This window comes from Klebsiella sp. OBRC7, from assembly GCF_000293135.1.
GTDB classification, from domain to species: domain Bacteria; phylum Pseudomonadota; class Gammaproteobacteria; order Enterobacterales; family Enterobacteriaceae; genus Klebsiella; species Klebsiella michiganensis.
In genome coordinates this window covers 88,373-101,281 of the sequence record NZ_ALNJ01000086.1, presented here as the reverse complement: position 1 = coordinate 101,281, position 12,909 = coordinate 88,373, and the positions used below count along the sequence as shown (strand labels likewise).

Genomic DNA, 12,909 nt, shown 5'->3' with positions numbered 1-12,909 from the left:
GTGGCGGCAATTATGCCAGCCAGGCGTGGATTTTGGCTTCTATTCCGGCGGCGTCCAGGCCGAGGTCGGCGTGCGCTTCTTCCTGGGTTCCCTGCGGGATAAAGAAATCAGGCAGGCCGAGATTGAGCACAGGAACCGCGCGGCGGCGGGACATCAGCAGCTCATTCACGCCGCTGCCCGCACCGCCCATAATGGCATTCTCTTCCAGGGTGACCAGCACTTCGTGTTCTGCGGCCAGCTGTAGCACCAGCGCTTCATCCAGCGGTTTGGCAAAGCGCATATCCACCAGGGTGGCGTTAAGCTTTTCCGCAACTTTTGCCGCCTGCGGCAGCAGCGTGCCGAAGTTCAGAATCGCGATTTTTTCACCTTCGCGTTTCACTACGCCTTTACCGATAGGCAGCGAGGCCAGCGGTTCAAACGCCGCGCCGGTACCGGAGCCGCGCGGATAGCGCACCGCGCTCGGGCCGTCGTTGTAGTGATAACCGGTATACAGCATCTGGCGGCACTCGTTCTCATCGCTGGGGGTCATGATGACCATGTCAGGAATGCAGCGCAGGAAGGAGATATCAAACGCGCCCTGATGGGTTTGCCCATCGGCGCCGACGATACCCGCACGGTCGATAGCGAACAGCACCGGCAGCTTCTGGATGGCGACATCGTGAATCACCTGATCGTAGGCGCGCTGCAGGAAGGTGGAGTAGATCGCCACCACCGGCTTATAGCCGCCGATCGCCAGGCCGGCGGCAAAGGTCACCGCGTGCTGCTCGGCAATGGCCACGTCGAAATACTGGCCGGGGTATTTTTTCGAGAACTCGACCATCCCGGAACCTTCGCGCATCGCTGGCGTGACGGCCATCAGCTTGTCATCTTTCGCGGCGGTTTCGCACAGCCAGTCGCCAAAGATTTTCGAGTAAGAGGGCAGGCCGCCGCTGCTTTTCGGCAGCACGCCGCTGGTGTGATCGAATTTTGGCACCGCGTGGAAGGTGATCGGGTCTTTTTCGGCGGGCTCATAGCCGCGGCCTTTTTTGGTCATAATATGCAGGAACTGCGGCCCTTTCAGGTCGCGCATATTCTTCAGCGTATTTACCAGACCGATAACATCATGACCGTCCACCGGCCCAATGTAGTTAAAGCCCAGCTCTTCAAACAGCGTCCCCGGAACCACCATCCCTTTGATATGTTCCTCGGTGCGTTTGAGCAGCTCTTTAATCGGCGGCACGCCAGAGAAGACCTTTTTGCCGCCTTCGCGCAGCGTGGAGTAGAGCTTGCCGGAGAGCAGCTGCGCCAGATGATTGTTTAGCGCGCCGACGTTCTCGGAGATCGACATTTCGTTGTCGTTGAGCACCACCAGCAGATCGGGTTTGATATCACCAGCGTGGTTCATCGCTTCAAACGCCATCCCGGCGGTTATCGCCCCGTCGCCGATAACGCAAACCGCGCGGCGCTGCTTATCCTCTTTGGCTGCGGCGATAGCTATGCCGATTCCGGCAGAGATGGAGGTCGACGAGTGGCCGACGCTCAGGACGTCATACTCGCTTTCTCCACGCCACGGGAAGGGGTGCAGCCCGCCTTTCTGGCGGATGGTGCCGATCCGATCGCGGCGTCCGGTCAGAATTTTATGCGGGTAAGCCTGGTGGCCGACGTCCCAGATTAGGCGATCGAAAGGCGTGTTGTAGACGTAGTGCAGCGCCACGGTTAGTTCTACCGTACCGAGCCCGGAGGCAAAGTGTCCGCTGGAGCGGCTGACGCTGTCCAGCAGATAACGCCGCAGTTCGTCGCACAGTTTCGGCAGGCTATCTTTCGGCAACAAACGCAACTCCTGGGTGGAATCCACCAGCGCCAGGGTCGGGTATTTGGCAATATCAAAACTCATCAGAGACTCATTTATTGTTTATTTATCACGCTGAATTATGTAATTCGCGAGCGCTTCCAGTGCCGTGGTATCCAGAGATTGCGCGGCCAGCTCAGTTAACGACCGGCGGGCGTCGGTAATCAGGTCAAAGGCCTTTTTCCGGGCTTGCTCGAGTCCCAAAAGGGCGGGGTAGGTACTTTTGCCCAGCTGCTGGTCGGCTCCCTGACGTTTGCCAAGTGTGGCAGTATCCCCTACCACGTCGAGAATGTCATCCTGGACCTGGAAGGCGAGACCGATGTTCTCGGCGTATCGATCGAGAGCGGGTAGCGCCCTGCGTCCGGCTTCACCTGCGCTCAGCGCGCCCATTCGTACCGCGGCGCGAATCAACGCGCCGGTCTTATGGCGGTGAATTCGTTCCAGCGACGTCAGATCAACCTGATGGCCTTCCGCTTCCAGATCCAGCGCCTGACCGCCGCACATACCGGCGATGCCGCTGGCCTGGGCCAGCTCAGAAATCATCGCCAGCCGATCGCGATCCGGCACTTCCGGCATCGGCGCATCACTCAGTATAGAAAACGCCAGCGTTTGTAGGGCGTCTCCGGCAAGAATTGCGTTCGCTTCGCCGAATTTTATATGGCAGGTCGGCTGGCCGCGGCGTAAATCATCATCGTCCATCGCCGGGAGATCATCGTGCATCAGCGAATAGGCATGGATGCATTCGACGGCGGCGGCAGGGGCATCCAGCGTAGCGCGGCTAACGCCAAACATATCGCCGGTCGCGTAAACCAGGAACGGGCGCAGGCGTTTGCCGCCTAATAGTGCGCCATACTGCATGGCTTCGACCAGCGGAGTGTTCTGAAAGGGCTGCGGAGCGATAAAACGGCGCAGCGCTTCGTTAGCCTGCTCGACGCACGCCTGTAGCTGTTGCGGGAAGTCCATTTATTCAGCGTCCGGCGTAAAGGGGGTAAGCGGCGCGTCTTCGCTATCCGCCAGCAGAATTTGTACGCGCTGTTCGGCCTGCTGCAGCTTTGCCTGCCCCTGGCGCGCCAGTTGGATCCCGCGCTCGAATTCGCCGAGCGCTTCTTCTAACGGCAACGAGCCGCTTTCCAGACGATTAACAATTTGCTCCAGCTCGCCCAGGGCGGTTTCAAAGCTGGCCGGGGCCTCATTTTTCTTTGGCATAGTGAATATAGACTCTTGTAATGTCTCGATGGCTATCAATATGGTAACGAAGTCGCGCGGTTAATCAAATAACGCGCAATGCCAGGTGAAAAGCGTCCAATAGTGGTATACTCCGCGCCCTGGATGCAGACGCCAGTCGCGCCTGTACAACTTTTTATGCTTAAAGCCCCGTCGGGCTTGCCAACGAATAGTGTCGCCATGAAGTTTATCATTAAATTGTTCCCGGAAATCACCATCAAAAGCCAATCTGTGCGATTGCGCTTCATTAAAATTTTAACCGGGAACATTCGTAACGTTCTCAAAAACTATGATGAGACGCTTGCCGTCGTTCGTCACTGGGATCATATCGAGGTCCGGGCGAAGGATGAAAACCAGCGCCCGGCTATTCGCGATGCCCTGACCCGTATCCCCGGTATCCACCATATTCTGGAAGTCGAAGACGTTCCTTATACCTCCCTGCACGATATTTTCGAGCAGACGCTGCCGCTGTGGCGCGACGCGCTGGAAGGTAAAACGTTCTGCGTGCGCGTTAAGCGTCGCGGCAAGCATGAGTTTACCTCAATCGAAGTGGAGCGCTACGTCGGCGGCGGCTTGAACCAGCATATTGAAACGGCGCGCGTAAAGCTGACCGACCCCGATGTGACGGTTAACCTCGAGATCGAAAACGATCGCCTGCTGCTGGTTAAAGGGCGCTACGAAGGTATCGGTGGTTTCCCGATCGGCACCCAGGAAGACGTGCTGTCGCTCATTTCCGGCGGTTTCGACTCCGGCGTTTCCAGCTATATGCTGATGCGCCGCGGCTGCCGCGTGCATTACTGCTTCTTTAACCTCGGCGGCGCGGCCCATGAAATCGGCGTGCGTCAGGTCGCGCACTATCTGTGGAACCGCTTCGGCAGCTCACACCGCGTGCGCTTCGTGGCGATTAACTTCGAGCCGGTGGTAGGTGAGATCCTGGAGAAAGTCGACGACGGTCAGATGGGCGTGGTGCTCAAGCGCATGATGGTGCGCGCGGCGTCAAAAGTCGCCGAGCGCTACGGCGTCCAGGCGCTGGTCACCGGCGAGGCGTTAGGCCAGGTTTCCAGCCAGACGCTGACCAACCTGCGCCTGATCGACAACGTCTCGGATACGCTGATTCTGCGTCCGCTGATTTCGCACGATAAAGAGCACATTATTGACCTCGCGCGTGAAATCGGCACCGAAGATTTTGCCCGCACCATGCCGGAATACTGCGGCGTTATCTCGAAGAGCCCCACCGTGAAAGCGGTGAAGGCGAAGATCGAGGCGGAAGAAGAGCACTTCGATTTCAGCATCCTTGAGAAAGTGGTGGCGGAAGCGAGCAACATTGATATCCGCGATATCGCTCAGCAGACCGAGCAGGACGTAATAGAAGTGGAAACCGTCAGCGGTTTTGGCCCTGACGACGCGATCCTCGATATCCGCTCTATCGACGAGCAGGACGATAAGCCGCTGAAGGTGGAAGGCGTGGACGTGGTTTCTCTACCGTTCTATAAGCTGAGCACCAAATTTGGCGATCTCGACCAGAGTAAAACCTGGCTGCTGTGGTGCGAGCGCGGGGTGATGAGCCGCCTGCAGGCGCTGTATCTGCGCGAGCAGGGATTTGAAAACGTGAAGGTATATCGCCCCTAGTTCTTCAGGAGCAAGGCGCAATCATGAAAACGGCAACCCTGGGTTGCCGTTTTGCGTTTATTCGTAGTAGTTATAAATTCCTGCCGCCATCACCAGCTGTGAAGCGACTTCGTGCGCTTTTTCGCGTCCAACCAGCAGGTCGATCATCTTCAAGGCGAAATCAATTGAGGTTCCCGGCCCCTGGCTGGTGAGCAGCTTAACGCGAGCGTCCCAGACGACGCGTTTATCCTGCCACTGCTCGGCGGGGATGCGTTCTTTCAGCGCCGGAAAGCCGGTCATATTGCCGATGGGGAAAAGGTTGTGCGGCACCAGCACGGTCGGCGCCGCGGCGCAAATCGCCGCAACTATGCGCCCGGAAAGATGGAATTGACGTACTGTTTCAACCAGCAGCGGGCTGTCGCGAAAGCACTCCGCACCCTTAATGCCGCCGGGCAGAACAAGGATATCGAAGTCGCCATCGGCCACTTCGACCAGCGGCGCATCGGCCAGCAGCTTAACGCCGCGCGAGCAGACAATGGTCAGGCTGCCATCGCTGGCAACGCTGGCGGTCGTGACCTTTACGCCTCCGCGAACGAGTAAATCAATGGTGGTGACCGCTTCGGTCTCTTCGCTACCAGGGGCGAGGCAAATCAGTGCCGACGCGCTCATATTCATTCTCCTTACGCTTTACCAGTTCAAACAGGCGGGTATTCTCAGGTACGGCGATACCGTGGGCTCGGGCGCGTTTTAACAGATAACCGGTGATATAGTCGATTTCCGTATGGCGCTGGGCGAGAATATCCTGCAGCATGGAGGAGGTATTTTCTGCCGTACTTTCAATAACCTGATGTACATAGAATAACAGGTTTTCCGGCGAGGTATGCATCCCCTCGCGATCCATCACCGCCGCAACTTCATAACAAATCGCGGCGACCTCCTGCGGGTATTCGCGTAAATCGCCGTTCTGACAGTTTTTTAACGCCGTCAGCGGGTTAATCACACAGTTTACCGCCAGCTTGCTCCAGGTCGCGGGGTAGATATTGTTATGCCAGGCGACATCGGGCAGCACGCTCTGCAGTACATCGGCGAGATAGCTATAATCCTCAGGATAGGCTTTCGCCGGGCCAATATGGCTGGTGCCGTTGGCGACGTGGACGATCACGTTGCCGTCGCGGCGGGCCGCCTGCGTTGTCGAAGCCAGAAGCAGCGGCTGTTTGAGGCTCTTAAGCTCGTCAACGGTACCCATACCGTTGTGCATGAGCAGAACAGGTACTGACGACGGCAGGATGGCGCTCAGGTTTTTTACCGCGTTAGAGACCTGCCAGGCTTTGAGGGTGACCAGCAGCAGGTCGCTGCTGGCGAGAAAATCAGGATCGTTAGCGGTAAAAGATTCATTAAACACGCTGCCGTCGGTTTCAATCACATTGACGCTACAGAATGGCTGTGGGACGCGTAACCAGCCCTGGACTTCATGTCCGTGTTTGTACAGCGCAGTTAGCCACAACTGTCCCAGTGCACCGCATCCGAGTACGGTTACTTTCATTATTCCTCCTCACCTGTGAGTGCTGCATCAGGTGCTCATGGCTAAAGTATAGCGTTATCAGTTATCCTTTCGGGATAACAAGTTGAGTTATGTCGCGTTGCGGGTATTATGCAACGCAAAAGAAACTGAAGGAGAGGAAAAGATGCCATCTTTCGATATTGTCTCTGAAGTCGATCTTCAGGAAGTTCGAAACGCCGTAGAGAACGCGACCCGCGAAGTTGAATCGCGTTTTGATTTCCGTAACGTCGAAGCGAGCTTTGAGCTGAACGAAAAAAACGAGACCATCAAGGTCCTCAGCGAGTCTGATTTCCAGATTAACCAGCTGTTGGATATTCTGCGCGCCAAGCTGCTGAAACGCGGAATTGAGGGCAGTTCTATCGAAGTGCCGGACGAGTTCGTGCACAGCGGTAAAACCTGGTTTGTCGATGCGAAGCTGAAGCAGGGCATTGAGAGCGCGACGCAGAAAAAAATCGTCAAGCTGATTAAAGACAGCAAGCTGAAAGTACAGGCGCAGATCCAGGGCGAAGAGATTCGCGTTACCGGTAAATCTCGCGACGACCTGCAGGCGGTTATGGCGCTGGTGCGCGGCGGTGATTTAGGCCAGCCGTTCCAGTTCAAAAACTTCCGCGATTAAAAGAGTCCCGTCTGTCGGCCGGGCACGGCGTTAGCCGCCGCCCGGCAGGACACAAAGCTCCGCTCAGAACTGTTTTTGCCTGCCTGAGCAAAGGTGCTCGCTTTTATATCCCTTTGATTGCCTGCTCAATTTCAAAGCGGTTAGTGATCTTGCTGTCGATTTTGATATACACCGAACGCTCTTCGCTAATCACCAGCACCTCTTTGACGCCCTCTTTAGCCCGTAAGCGCGCCTCGAGCATTTTGTCCGCGGCGATATCCTCCGGGATCTCGACCCGCAGGCTGCTAACGTACGGCGGCTCGCTCATGGTGCTGGCCACCAGCAGCCACAGCATCGCCAGCAGGGCGCCGAGCAGGAAGACGGTTTGCGAATCAAAAAAGCCATCCACCCAGCCGCCGAGTGCTCCGCCGATGGCCACGCCAAGGAACTGGCTGGTGGAGTAAATGCCCATCGCGGTGCCTTTATATCCGGCCGGTGATTCTTTGCTGATTAACGACGGCAGCAGCGCTTCCAGCAGGTTAAACGCGAGGAAAAATAGCTGAACGCCGGCGACCAGCTCCCAGAAATAGCCTCCGGCACCCCAGAGTACGATTTCAGCAATCAGCAGGATGGCGACGCACAGCAGAAAGACGCGCTTCATTTTGCGCTTCACTTCGGCGTAGATAATAAACGGCACCACCGCGATAAATGAGACCAGCATGGTGACCAGATAGATTTTCCAGTGCTCGGCGGCGGGGAAGCCGGCGGCCTCAAGCTGGCCCGGCAGAGCGACAAACGTGGACATCAGCATGATATGCAGGCACATAATGCCGAAATTGAGCTTAAGGAGTTTTGGCTCGGCAAGAACTTTGCTGAAGCAGCCTTTCACCATACCGGACTCGCGGTTCAGCACGTGATTCTGGCTGTTCGGCACCACCCATAGCGTCAGCAGGATGCCGAGCGTCGCCAGGACTGCAATCATCCAGAACAGGGCGTGCAGGCCGAGCTGGTGGGTAACGACAGGCCCGAGAACCATAGCGATAGCAAAGGTGACGCCAAAGCTGACGCCGATAAACGCCATGGCTTTAGTGCGGTTTTGCTCGCGAGTTAAATCGGAAAGCAGCGCCATGACCGCGGCGGCAATCGCCCCTGAGCCCTGCAGCGCGCGGCCAAGAATAATGCCCCAGATAGAGTCAGAAAGCGCGGCGATAACGCTGCCGACAACGAAGATTAACAGGCCGCCGACGATCAGTGGCTTACGGCCAATGCGGTCAGAAAGCAGCCCGAAAGGTATCTGGAATAGCGCCTGGGCCAGCCCGTAAATACCAATTGCCAGTCCGATAAGAGCTTCGCTTGCGCCCTGTAACGCCATGCCGTAAGTGGTCAGAACCGGCAGGACCATAAACATGCCGAGCATGCGCAAAGAGAATACGGTCCCCAAACCCCAGGTCGCACGCAGTTCGCCTGGCGTCATTTTATTATCGTTCATTACCACCTCAATATAAAAACTGCGCATAGTGTAGTGGGGGGAAACAGAAGCGTAAATAAATGTTTGTTTAACAGATATTACGACTGTGTTGCATGATGAGGTGAGTACGGTAGAAAGTAAAAACCAGTGGAGGGGCCTCCACTGGTGTTCAGTGGTTATTGGCAGTTAAAGTCAACCCACTGGCCGCCCGCGTCGGCGGATTTGACGCACTGCTCAACCCAGTAAACGCCGTGAAGACCGGCTTCGACGTCCGGATACCAGAAGGTTTCCAGGAACGCCTGGTCCCCGCGATCCATCGCGTCGATGGCGATAGCGTAGCGGCGATAGAGGTTGGCCCACGCCTCGAACAGCCCTTCAGGATGACCGCCGCCAATCCGGTCGTCCGCCAGCGCCTGCTGGCTGAGATAGGGCATCCCGCGCTCGAGGACGCGAGCCGGTTCGCCCTGTACCTCATAGCTGAGCTGATTTGGACGCTCATCCCACCATTCGATGCTGGCTTTTTCGCCAATGACGCGGACTTTTTGCGAGTGCATCGCGCCGCTGTTGACCGCGCTGGTCCACAGTGAGCCAACGGCGCCGTTGTTATATTCCATCAGCACAAAGGCGTTATCTTCCAGCGGCGCGCGGGATTTGACGAAGCTTTGACGCGCGCACATCAGGCGGGTGATGTTCAGTTTCGGCACCATCGTCTCGGCAATAAATAGTGGGTGGGTCGCCAGATCCCCCAGCACATAGCTAGGACCGGCATATTTGGGCGTGACCCGCCAGCGGGTGGATTCAGCCTGCAGCTCAACGGCTTCATTATGAAAACCGTGGGCGAACTGCATATTAATAATGCGGATCTCGCCGAGCATCCCTTCCGCTATCATCTGTCGCGCCTGCTGGATCATCTGGTGACCGGCATAACCGTACGTGACGCCGATAATTTTATTCTGCTTTTTGCTCAGCGCCAGCAGCTCGCGCGCTTCGTCGGCGGTAAAGCACAGCGGTTTTTCGCAAATAACGTGCAGCCCGGCTTCAAGCGCCGCTTTAGTGATAGCGAAGTGAGTATTGTTCGGCGTAGTTACCGATACGGCTTCAATGCCGTCAGGGCGTTTGGCCTCCTCCGCGAACAGCGTTTGGTAATCGGCGTAGCAGCGTTCAGGAGCGATGCCGAGCTGCTCGCCGAATTGACGACCGCGCTCGGCATCGATATCAAGCGCGCCGGCGAGCAGAGTAAAGACGTTGTCGCGAAGCGCCGCACAGCGGTGGCTGTAGCCAATCTGGCTGGTGCCGCCGCCGCCGACCATTCCCCAGCGCAGGGAGCGGGATAAGGGTTTCATGCCGTTTAACATGATGGTGCACTCCTCAATGATAGAGATACTACGGATTTCAGATGTTCTTCTGTATTCCCACGCTCGCCGAGCGCGGGCCTGGTGCTAAGGTTTTACATCTCGCCACGGGCTTCGCGTTCTTTCAGGTCATGCATGATCTGCGGGTATTGCTTATCCAGGCGGTAAAACAGCAGGGTGATAATGACGACTATCCACAGGAAGAAAGAACCGTAGAGATAGACGTGGTTAATCATGTCGATAGCGCTTTGCGGCTGAACGCCGGAACCGCTGCTGGAGCTGACGTAACCCGCCATGCTCAGCAGGCCGGAGATAACCGCGGCGGCAATACCTGCACCGAGTTTCGTCCCTACGGAACCGGCGGAGAAGATCATCCCTTCCTGTCTGACGCGCGTTTTCCACTGGCCGAATTCGACGGCATCGCCGCAGAAGCCGAACAGCACGGCATTCAGCGGGGCGAAGCCAATACCGCGAATAATCGCGTTTGCCAGTGCCCAGTGGTAATCATCAGAGTTAAACATAAACAGCACCTGGCCGATGGTCGCCAGCACAATGCCGCAGAGGGCAACGTTGCGTTTACCGTATTTACGGATAGGCACTGAGCTCAGGAAGGTGAAAATAATAATGCACGCGGTTTCGGCAACGAAAATGGAGCTATAGAAGGTATCGTCGCCGAGCACGTAGCGGCAGTAGTAAGGCAGGGCGATCCCTACCACGGTGTAGTACACGCTTTGCGCGGTCCACAGGATTGCGCTGGCCCAGAAGTACTGGTTACGAAAAAGCGCGGAAAGCTGGGTTTTTACCGGTACGTTTCCCTGTTTTTCTCGCGCTTTGATGACCACCTTTTCTTCGCATTTATAAAAGCAAAACAGCAGCAACAGCAGCGCCAGAAAAGCCCAAATAGACATGGTTTTGATCCACGCCGCCTGATCGTCGCCAAAGTACTTCACCAGCGGCAATGTGCAGGCAACGGCGAGAATACGACCAAAAGGCGACATCGACATTCGGGTGATGCTGAGCATATCCCTTTCCCAGGAGGCGCGGGTCATCATCGCAGAGAGGCTGCCGTAGGGGAGGTTGATGGCGGTATAGCACACGGTGGTGCAGAAGTTATAGGCGACCAGCAGATAGAGAAACTGCAGCGTGCCGGTGGTCTGCGGGACGGTGAACAGTAAAATTGCCGATACGGCGTAGGGTACGCTCATCCACAGCAGCCAGGGGCGTGATTTGCCCCAGCGAGAGTTCGTGCGTTCCACCATCAGGCCCATTATGACATCGGAAACGCCGTCAAACAGACGTGAGATCAGCATCACCAGGCCAACGGTGGCGATGCTGATGCCGACATAGTCGGTATAAAACAGGGTTAAAACCGTGCCGATCATGCCGAAAACGACGTTACAGGCGGTATCGCCGCCGCCGTAAGCGATTCGGGTCGCCCAGCTTAGCTTATCGCCGCGTGCTGCCGCGGGAGAGAGAAGAATCTGCTGTTCACTCATGGTCAATTCCTTTGTCTGGAAGGACAAGTCAGGACCTCTGCGCCAGTTCCACCGGCACGACCTTATCCTGAATATCAGCCAGAACATAAGGAAATATTTATTTCATTTCAATGTTTGTTTGGAATTTAATTTCTGTATATGCGAGGCGGATCGAAAAACCGTAAAAATTGAGCAGTAAGTTTTTTGGCTACAGCTATCAAGTCATTCTGATTGATAAGGTTATTAAGTGTTTTTCTGAACGATGTTTGATTTGTTTATTGTATGTATTTGGTGATTTTGTTCTGTGATTTTGTGAAGTGAATCGATACTGCATGGTATTTTTATTTTTCATTGTTCATTTAAATGAAATTAATTTTTCTTTTTTTGGCAGGCGTGTTTTTGAAACACGCCTGCCTTAGCGTCAACGTTTAAAATGTACTTCTGACGGGCGCGGTTGACGCGGTGGCTCTTGTCGTCGGGCCAGCCGCGAAAATACCTTTGGCCGCCAGCCCGGCGACGGTTATCGCGGCGGGAATACCAAGGATCAGGAAAACGCTTTCGAAGCTGATATTCAGCGCCAGCATCTCCGCCCCGGCAAAGGCGCTCAGGATCGCGCCCATGCGGCCAACGCCGTGCATCCAGCTGGAGCCGGTAGCCCGTGCTTCGGTAGGATAGTAGCGGGCGGAGAGCGCGTTCATGCCGGTATTAGCGCCGTTTAAGCAGGCTCCGCTGATAAACGCCAGCAGGCAGATGAGCGCAAAGCTTGCCGCGGCATAGCCCATCGCCATCGTAAACAGGCCGCCAACCGCGTAAATCAGCCCGAGCGCCCGATGTGGATTGATCCGGTCCATTAGCCAGCCCGCAAACAGCGAGCCAAGGGTTCCCCCCGCCTGGTACATTGCGGTCATTACCGCCGCCTGGCCGACCGTTAAGCCCACCTCTTTTACCAGCGTCGGTAGCCAGCTGCCGAGGAGATAAACCAAAAAAAGCCCCATAAAGTAAACCAGCCAGAGCATCATCGAACCGAAGCGGTACTGGCGGGAGAGAACGATGCGCATGGCATTTGCCTGGACGGGCTGGGCCGGGAGGCTGAACTCGGCCTCATCGGGGATTTGTCCCGGATAGAGGCGCTGCATAATCCGCCGAATACGTTCGGCAGGCGCGCGCTTAACGACCAGAAAACGCACCGATTCCGGTAACAGCCAGATCAGGACCGGAGCGAACAACAGCGGGAGGATCCCGCCAAGCAGCATCAGCGAGTGCCAGCCAAACTGCGGGATTAGCCAGGATGCGGAGAAACCGCCCGCCGCCGCGCCAAAGGTGAAGCCGCAAAAAATAATCGTAATCAGGAACGAGCGCTGGCGCTCCGGCGCATACTCTGACACCAGGGTGCCGATATTCGGCATGGCGGCACCTAATCCCAGCCCGGTCAGGAAGCGGAAAACCATCATCTGCTCAATATTTTGTGAAAGGGCGGTGGCGATGGTCCAGAAGCCGAAGAAAAAGACGCTATTAATGATAATTTTTTTCCGTCCCAGCCAGTCGGCGAGCGGCCCGGAGAAAATGGCCCCCAGCGCCAGGCCTATCAGCGCGGCGCTGATGACAAAACCGAGTTGGTGATTGCTTACACCCCATTCCTGCTTCAGCGTCGGGGCGATAAATCCCATGATGGCGATATCAAAGCCGTCCAGCGCGATAACGCAGAAGCCTAAAAACACCACCAGCTTCTGAAAGCGGCTTAGCGGATTGGCGTTGATTAACTCCCTGACGTCCAGGCGTTGAGTCTGTGTCATGGGAC

At 56.2% G+C, this 12,909-nt stretch carries 11 protein-coding genes; 2 read left to right on the top strand and 9 right to left on the bottom strand.

The genetic code is table 11. The features are described from left to right. Nucleotides 1–10: 10 nt before the first annotated feature. From dxs to xseB, 3 genes are read right to left on the bottom strand one after another with little or no spacing between them, the layout of a single operon-like run. Nucleotides 11–1,873, bottom strand: coding sequence for a 1-deoxy-D-xylulose-5-phosphate synthase (dxs, locus tag HMPREF1144_RS18175; protein WP_004848217.1), 1,863 nt, complete (start codon nucleotides 1,871–1,873; stop codon nucleotides 11–13). Nucleotides 1,874–1,891: 18 nt separating this feature from the next. Further along, nucleotides 1,892–2,791, bottom strand: coding sequence for a (2E,6E)-farnesyl diphosphate synthase (gene ispA / locus HMPREF1144_RS18170; protein WP_004848218.1), 900 nt, complete (start codon nucleotides 2,789–2,791; stop codon nucleotides 1,892–1,894). Continuing rightward, a complete protein-coding gene (gene xseB / locus HMPREF1144_RS18165) occupies nucleotides 2,792–3,034 on the bottom strand; it encodes an exodeoxyribonuclease VII small subunit (protein ID WP_004099468.1) in 243 nt (80 codons plus the stop codon). It lies immediately after the preceding gene. Between the two features lie 198 nt (nucleotides 3,035–3,232). Between xseB and thiI the strand changes: the two genes are divergently transcribed. Then, nucleotides 3,233–4,681, top strand: coding sequence for a tRNA uracil 4-sulfurtransferase ThiI (thiI, locus tag HMPREF1144_RS18160; protein ID WP_009653578.1), 1,449 nt, complete (start codon nucleotides 3,233–3,235; stop codon nucleotides 4,679–4,681). A 57-nt stretch (nucleotides 4,682–4,738) separates the two neighbouring features. On the opposite strand, the gene yajL is transcribed toward thiI, so the two are convergent. Further along, nucleotides 4,739–5,329, bottom strand: a complete 591-nt coding sequence (yajL, locus tag HMPREF1144_RS18155; RefSeq protein ID WP_004848222.1) for a protein deglycase YajL — start codon at nucleotides 5,327–5,329, stop codon at nucleotides 4,739–4,741. After that, nucleotides 5,292–6,203 carry a 2-dehydropantoate 2-reductase gene (gene panE / locus HMPREF1144_RS18150; RefSeq protein ID WP_004848223.1) on the bottom strand — a complete coding sequence of 304 codons (912 nt, stop codon included), beginning with the start codon at nucleotides 6,201–6,203 and terminating at the stop codon, nucleotides 5,292–5,294. The genes yajL and panE overlap by 38 nt, the downstream gene beginning before the upstream one ends. 142 nt (nucleotides 6,204–6,345) lie before the next feature. Between panE and HMPREF1144_RS18145 the strand changes: the two genes are divergently transcribed. After that, nucleotides 6,346–6,837 (top strand): YajQ family cyclic di-GMP-binding protein, encoded by a 492-nt coding sequence (locus tag HMPREF1144_RS18145; protein WP_004129715.1) that lies wholly within the window; start codon nucleotides 6,346–6,348, stop codon nucleotides 6,835–6,837. Between the two features lie 103 nt (nucleotides 6,838–6,940). On the opposite strand, the gene HMPREF1144_RS18140 is transcribed toward HMPREF1144_RS18145, so the two are convergent. The 4 genes from HMPREF1144_RS18140 to HMPREF1144_RS18120 all read right to left on the bottom strand — a co-directional run bounded on the left by HMPREF1144_RS18140 (nucleotide 6,941) and on the right by HMPREF1144_RS18120 (nucleotide 12,904). Beyond that, the gene (locus HMPREF1144_RS18140) at nucleotides 6,941–8,305 is read right to left on the bottom strand and encodes an MFS transporter (RefSeq protein ID WP_009653613.1); all 1,365 of its coding nucleotides are present in this window, start codon (nucleotides 8,303–8,305) and stop codon (nucleotides 6,941–6,943) included. Between the two features lie 155 nt (nucleotides 8,306–8,460). Next, entirely contained in the window at nucleotides 8,461–9,639 is a 1,179-nt protein-coding gene (locus HMPREF1144_RS18135; RefSeq protein ID WP_004848228.1) for a Gfo/Idh/MocA family protein, read from the bottom strand. 92 nt (nucleotides 9,640–9,731) lie between these two features. After that, the gene (locus HMPREF1144_RS18130) at nucleotides 9,732–11,132 is read right to left on the bottom strand and encodes an MFS transporter (RefSeq protein ID WP_004129763.1); all 1,401 of its coding nucleotides are present in this window, start codon (nucleotides 11,130–11,132) and stop codon (nucleotides 9,732–9,734) included. Nucleotides 11,133–11,539: 407 nt separating this feature from the next. Continuing rightward, a complete protein-coding gene (locus tag HMPREF1144_RS18120; RefSeq protein WP_009653612.1) occupies nucleotides 11,540–12,904 on the bottom strand; it encodes an MFS transporter in 1,365 nt (454 codons plus the stop codon). Nucleotides 12,905–12,909 lie beyond the last annotated feature (5 nt).

What these genes read in the sequence shown, in the direction of transcription:
- dxs (WP_004848217.1), bottom strand. Translation starts at nt 1,873, where the DNA reads ATGAGTTTTGATATTGCCAAATACCCGACCCTGGCGCTGGTGGATTCC.
- ispA (WP_004848218.1), bottom strand. Translation starts at nt 2,791, where the DNA reads ATGGACTTCCCGCAACAGCTACAGGCGTGCGTCGAGCAGGCTAACGAA.
- xseB (WP_004099468.1), bottom strand. Translation starts at nt 3,034, where the DNA reads ATGCCAAAGAAAAATGAGGCCCCGGCCAGCTTTGAAACCGCCCTGGGC.
- thiI (WP_009653578.1), top strand. Translation starts at nt 3,233, where the DNA reads ATGAAGTTTATCATTAAATTGTTCCCGGAAATCACCATCAAAAGCCAA.
- yajL (WP_004848222.1), bottom strand. Translation starts at nt 5,329, where the DNA reads ATGAGCGCGTCGGCACTGATTTGCCTCGCCCCTGGTAGCGAAGAGACC.
- panE (WP_004848223.1), bottom strand. Translation starts at nt 6,203, where the DNA reads ATGAAAGTAACCGTACTCGGATGCGGTGCACTGGGACAGTTGTGGCTA.
- HMPREF1144_RS18145 (WP_004129715.1), top strand. Translation starts at nt 6,346, where the DNA reads ATGCCATCTTTCGATATTGTCTCTGAAGTCGATCTTCAGGAAGTTCGA.
- HMPREF1144_RS18140 (WP_009653613.1), bottom strand. Translation starts at nt 8,305, where the DNA reads ATGAACGATAATAAAATGACGCCAGGCGAACTGCGTGCGACCTGGGGT.
- HMPREF1144_RS18135 (WP_004848228.1), bottom strand. Translation starts at nt 9,639, where the DNA reads ATGTTAAACGGCATGAAACCCTTATCCCGCTCCCTGCGCTGGGGAATG.
- HMPREF1144_RS18130 (WP_004129763.1), bottom strand. Translation starts at nt 11,132, where the DNA reads ATGAGTGAACAGCAGATTCTTCTCTCTCCCGCGGCAGCACGCGGCGAT.
- HMPREF1144_RS18120 (WP_009653612.1), bottom strand. Translation starts at nt 12,904, where the DNA reads ATGACACAGACTCAACGCCTGGACGTCAGGGAGTTAATCAACGCCAAT.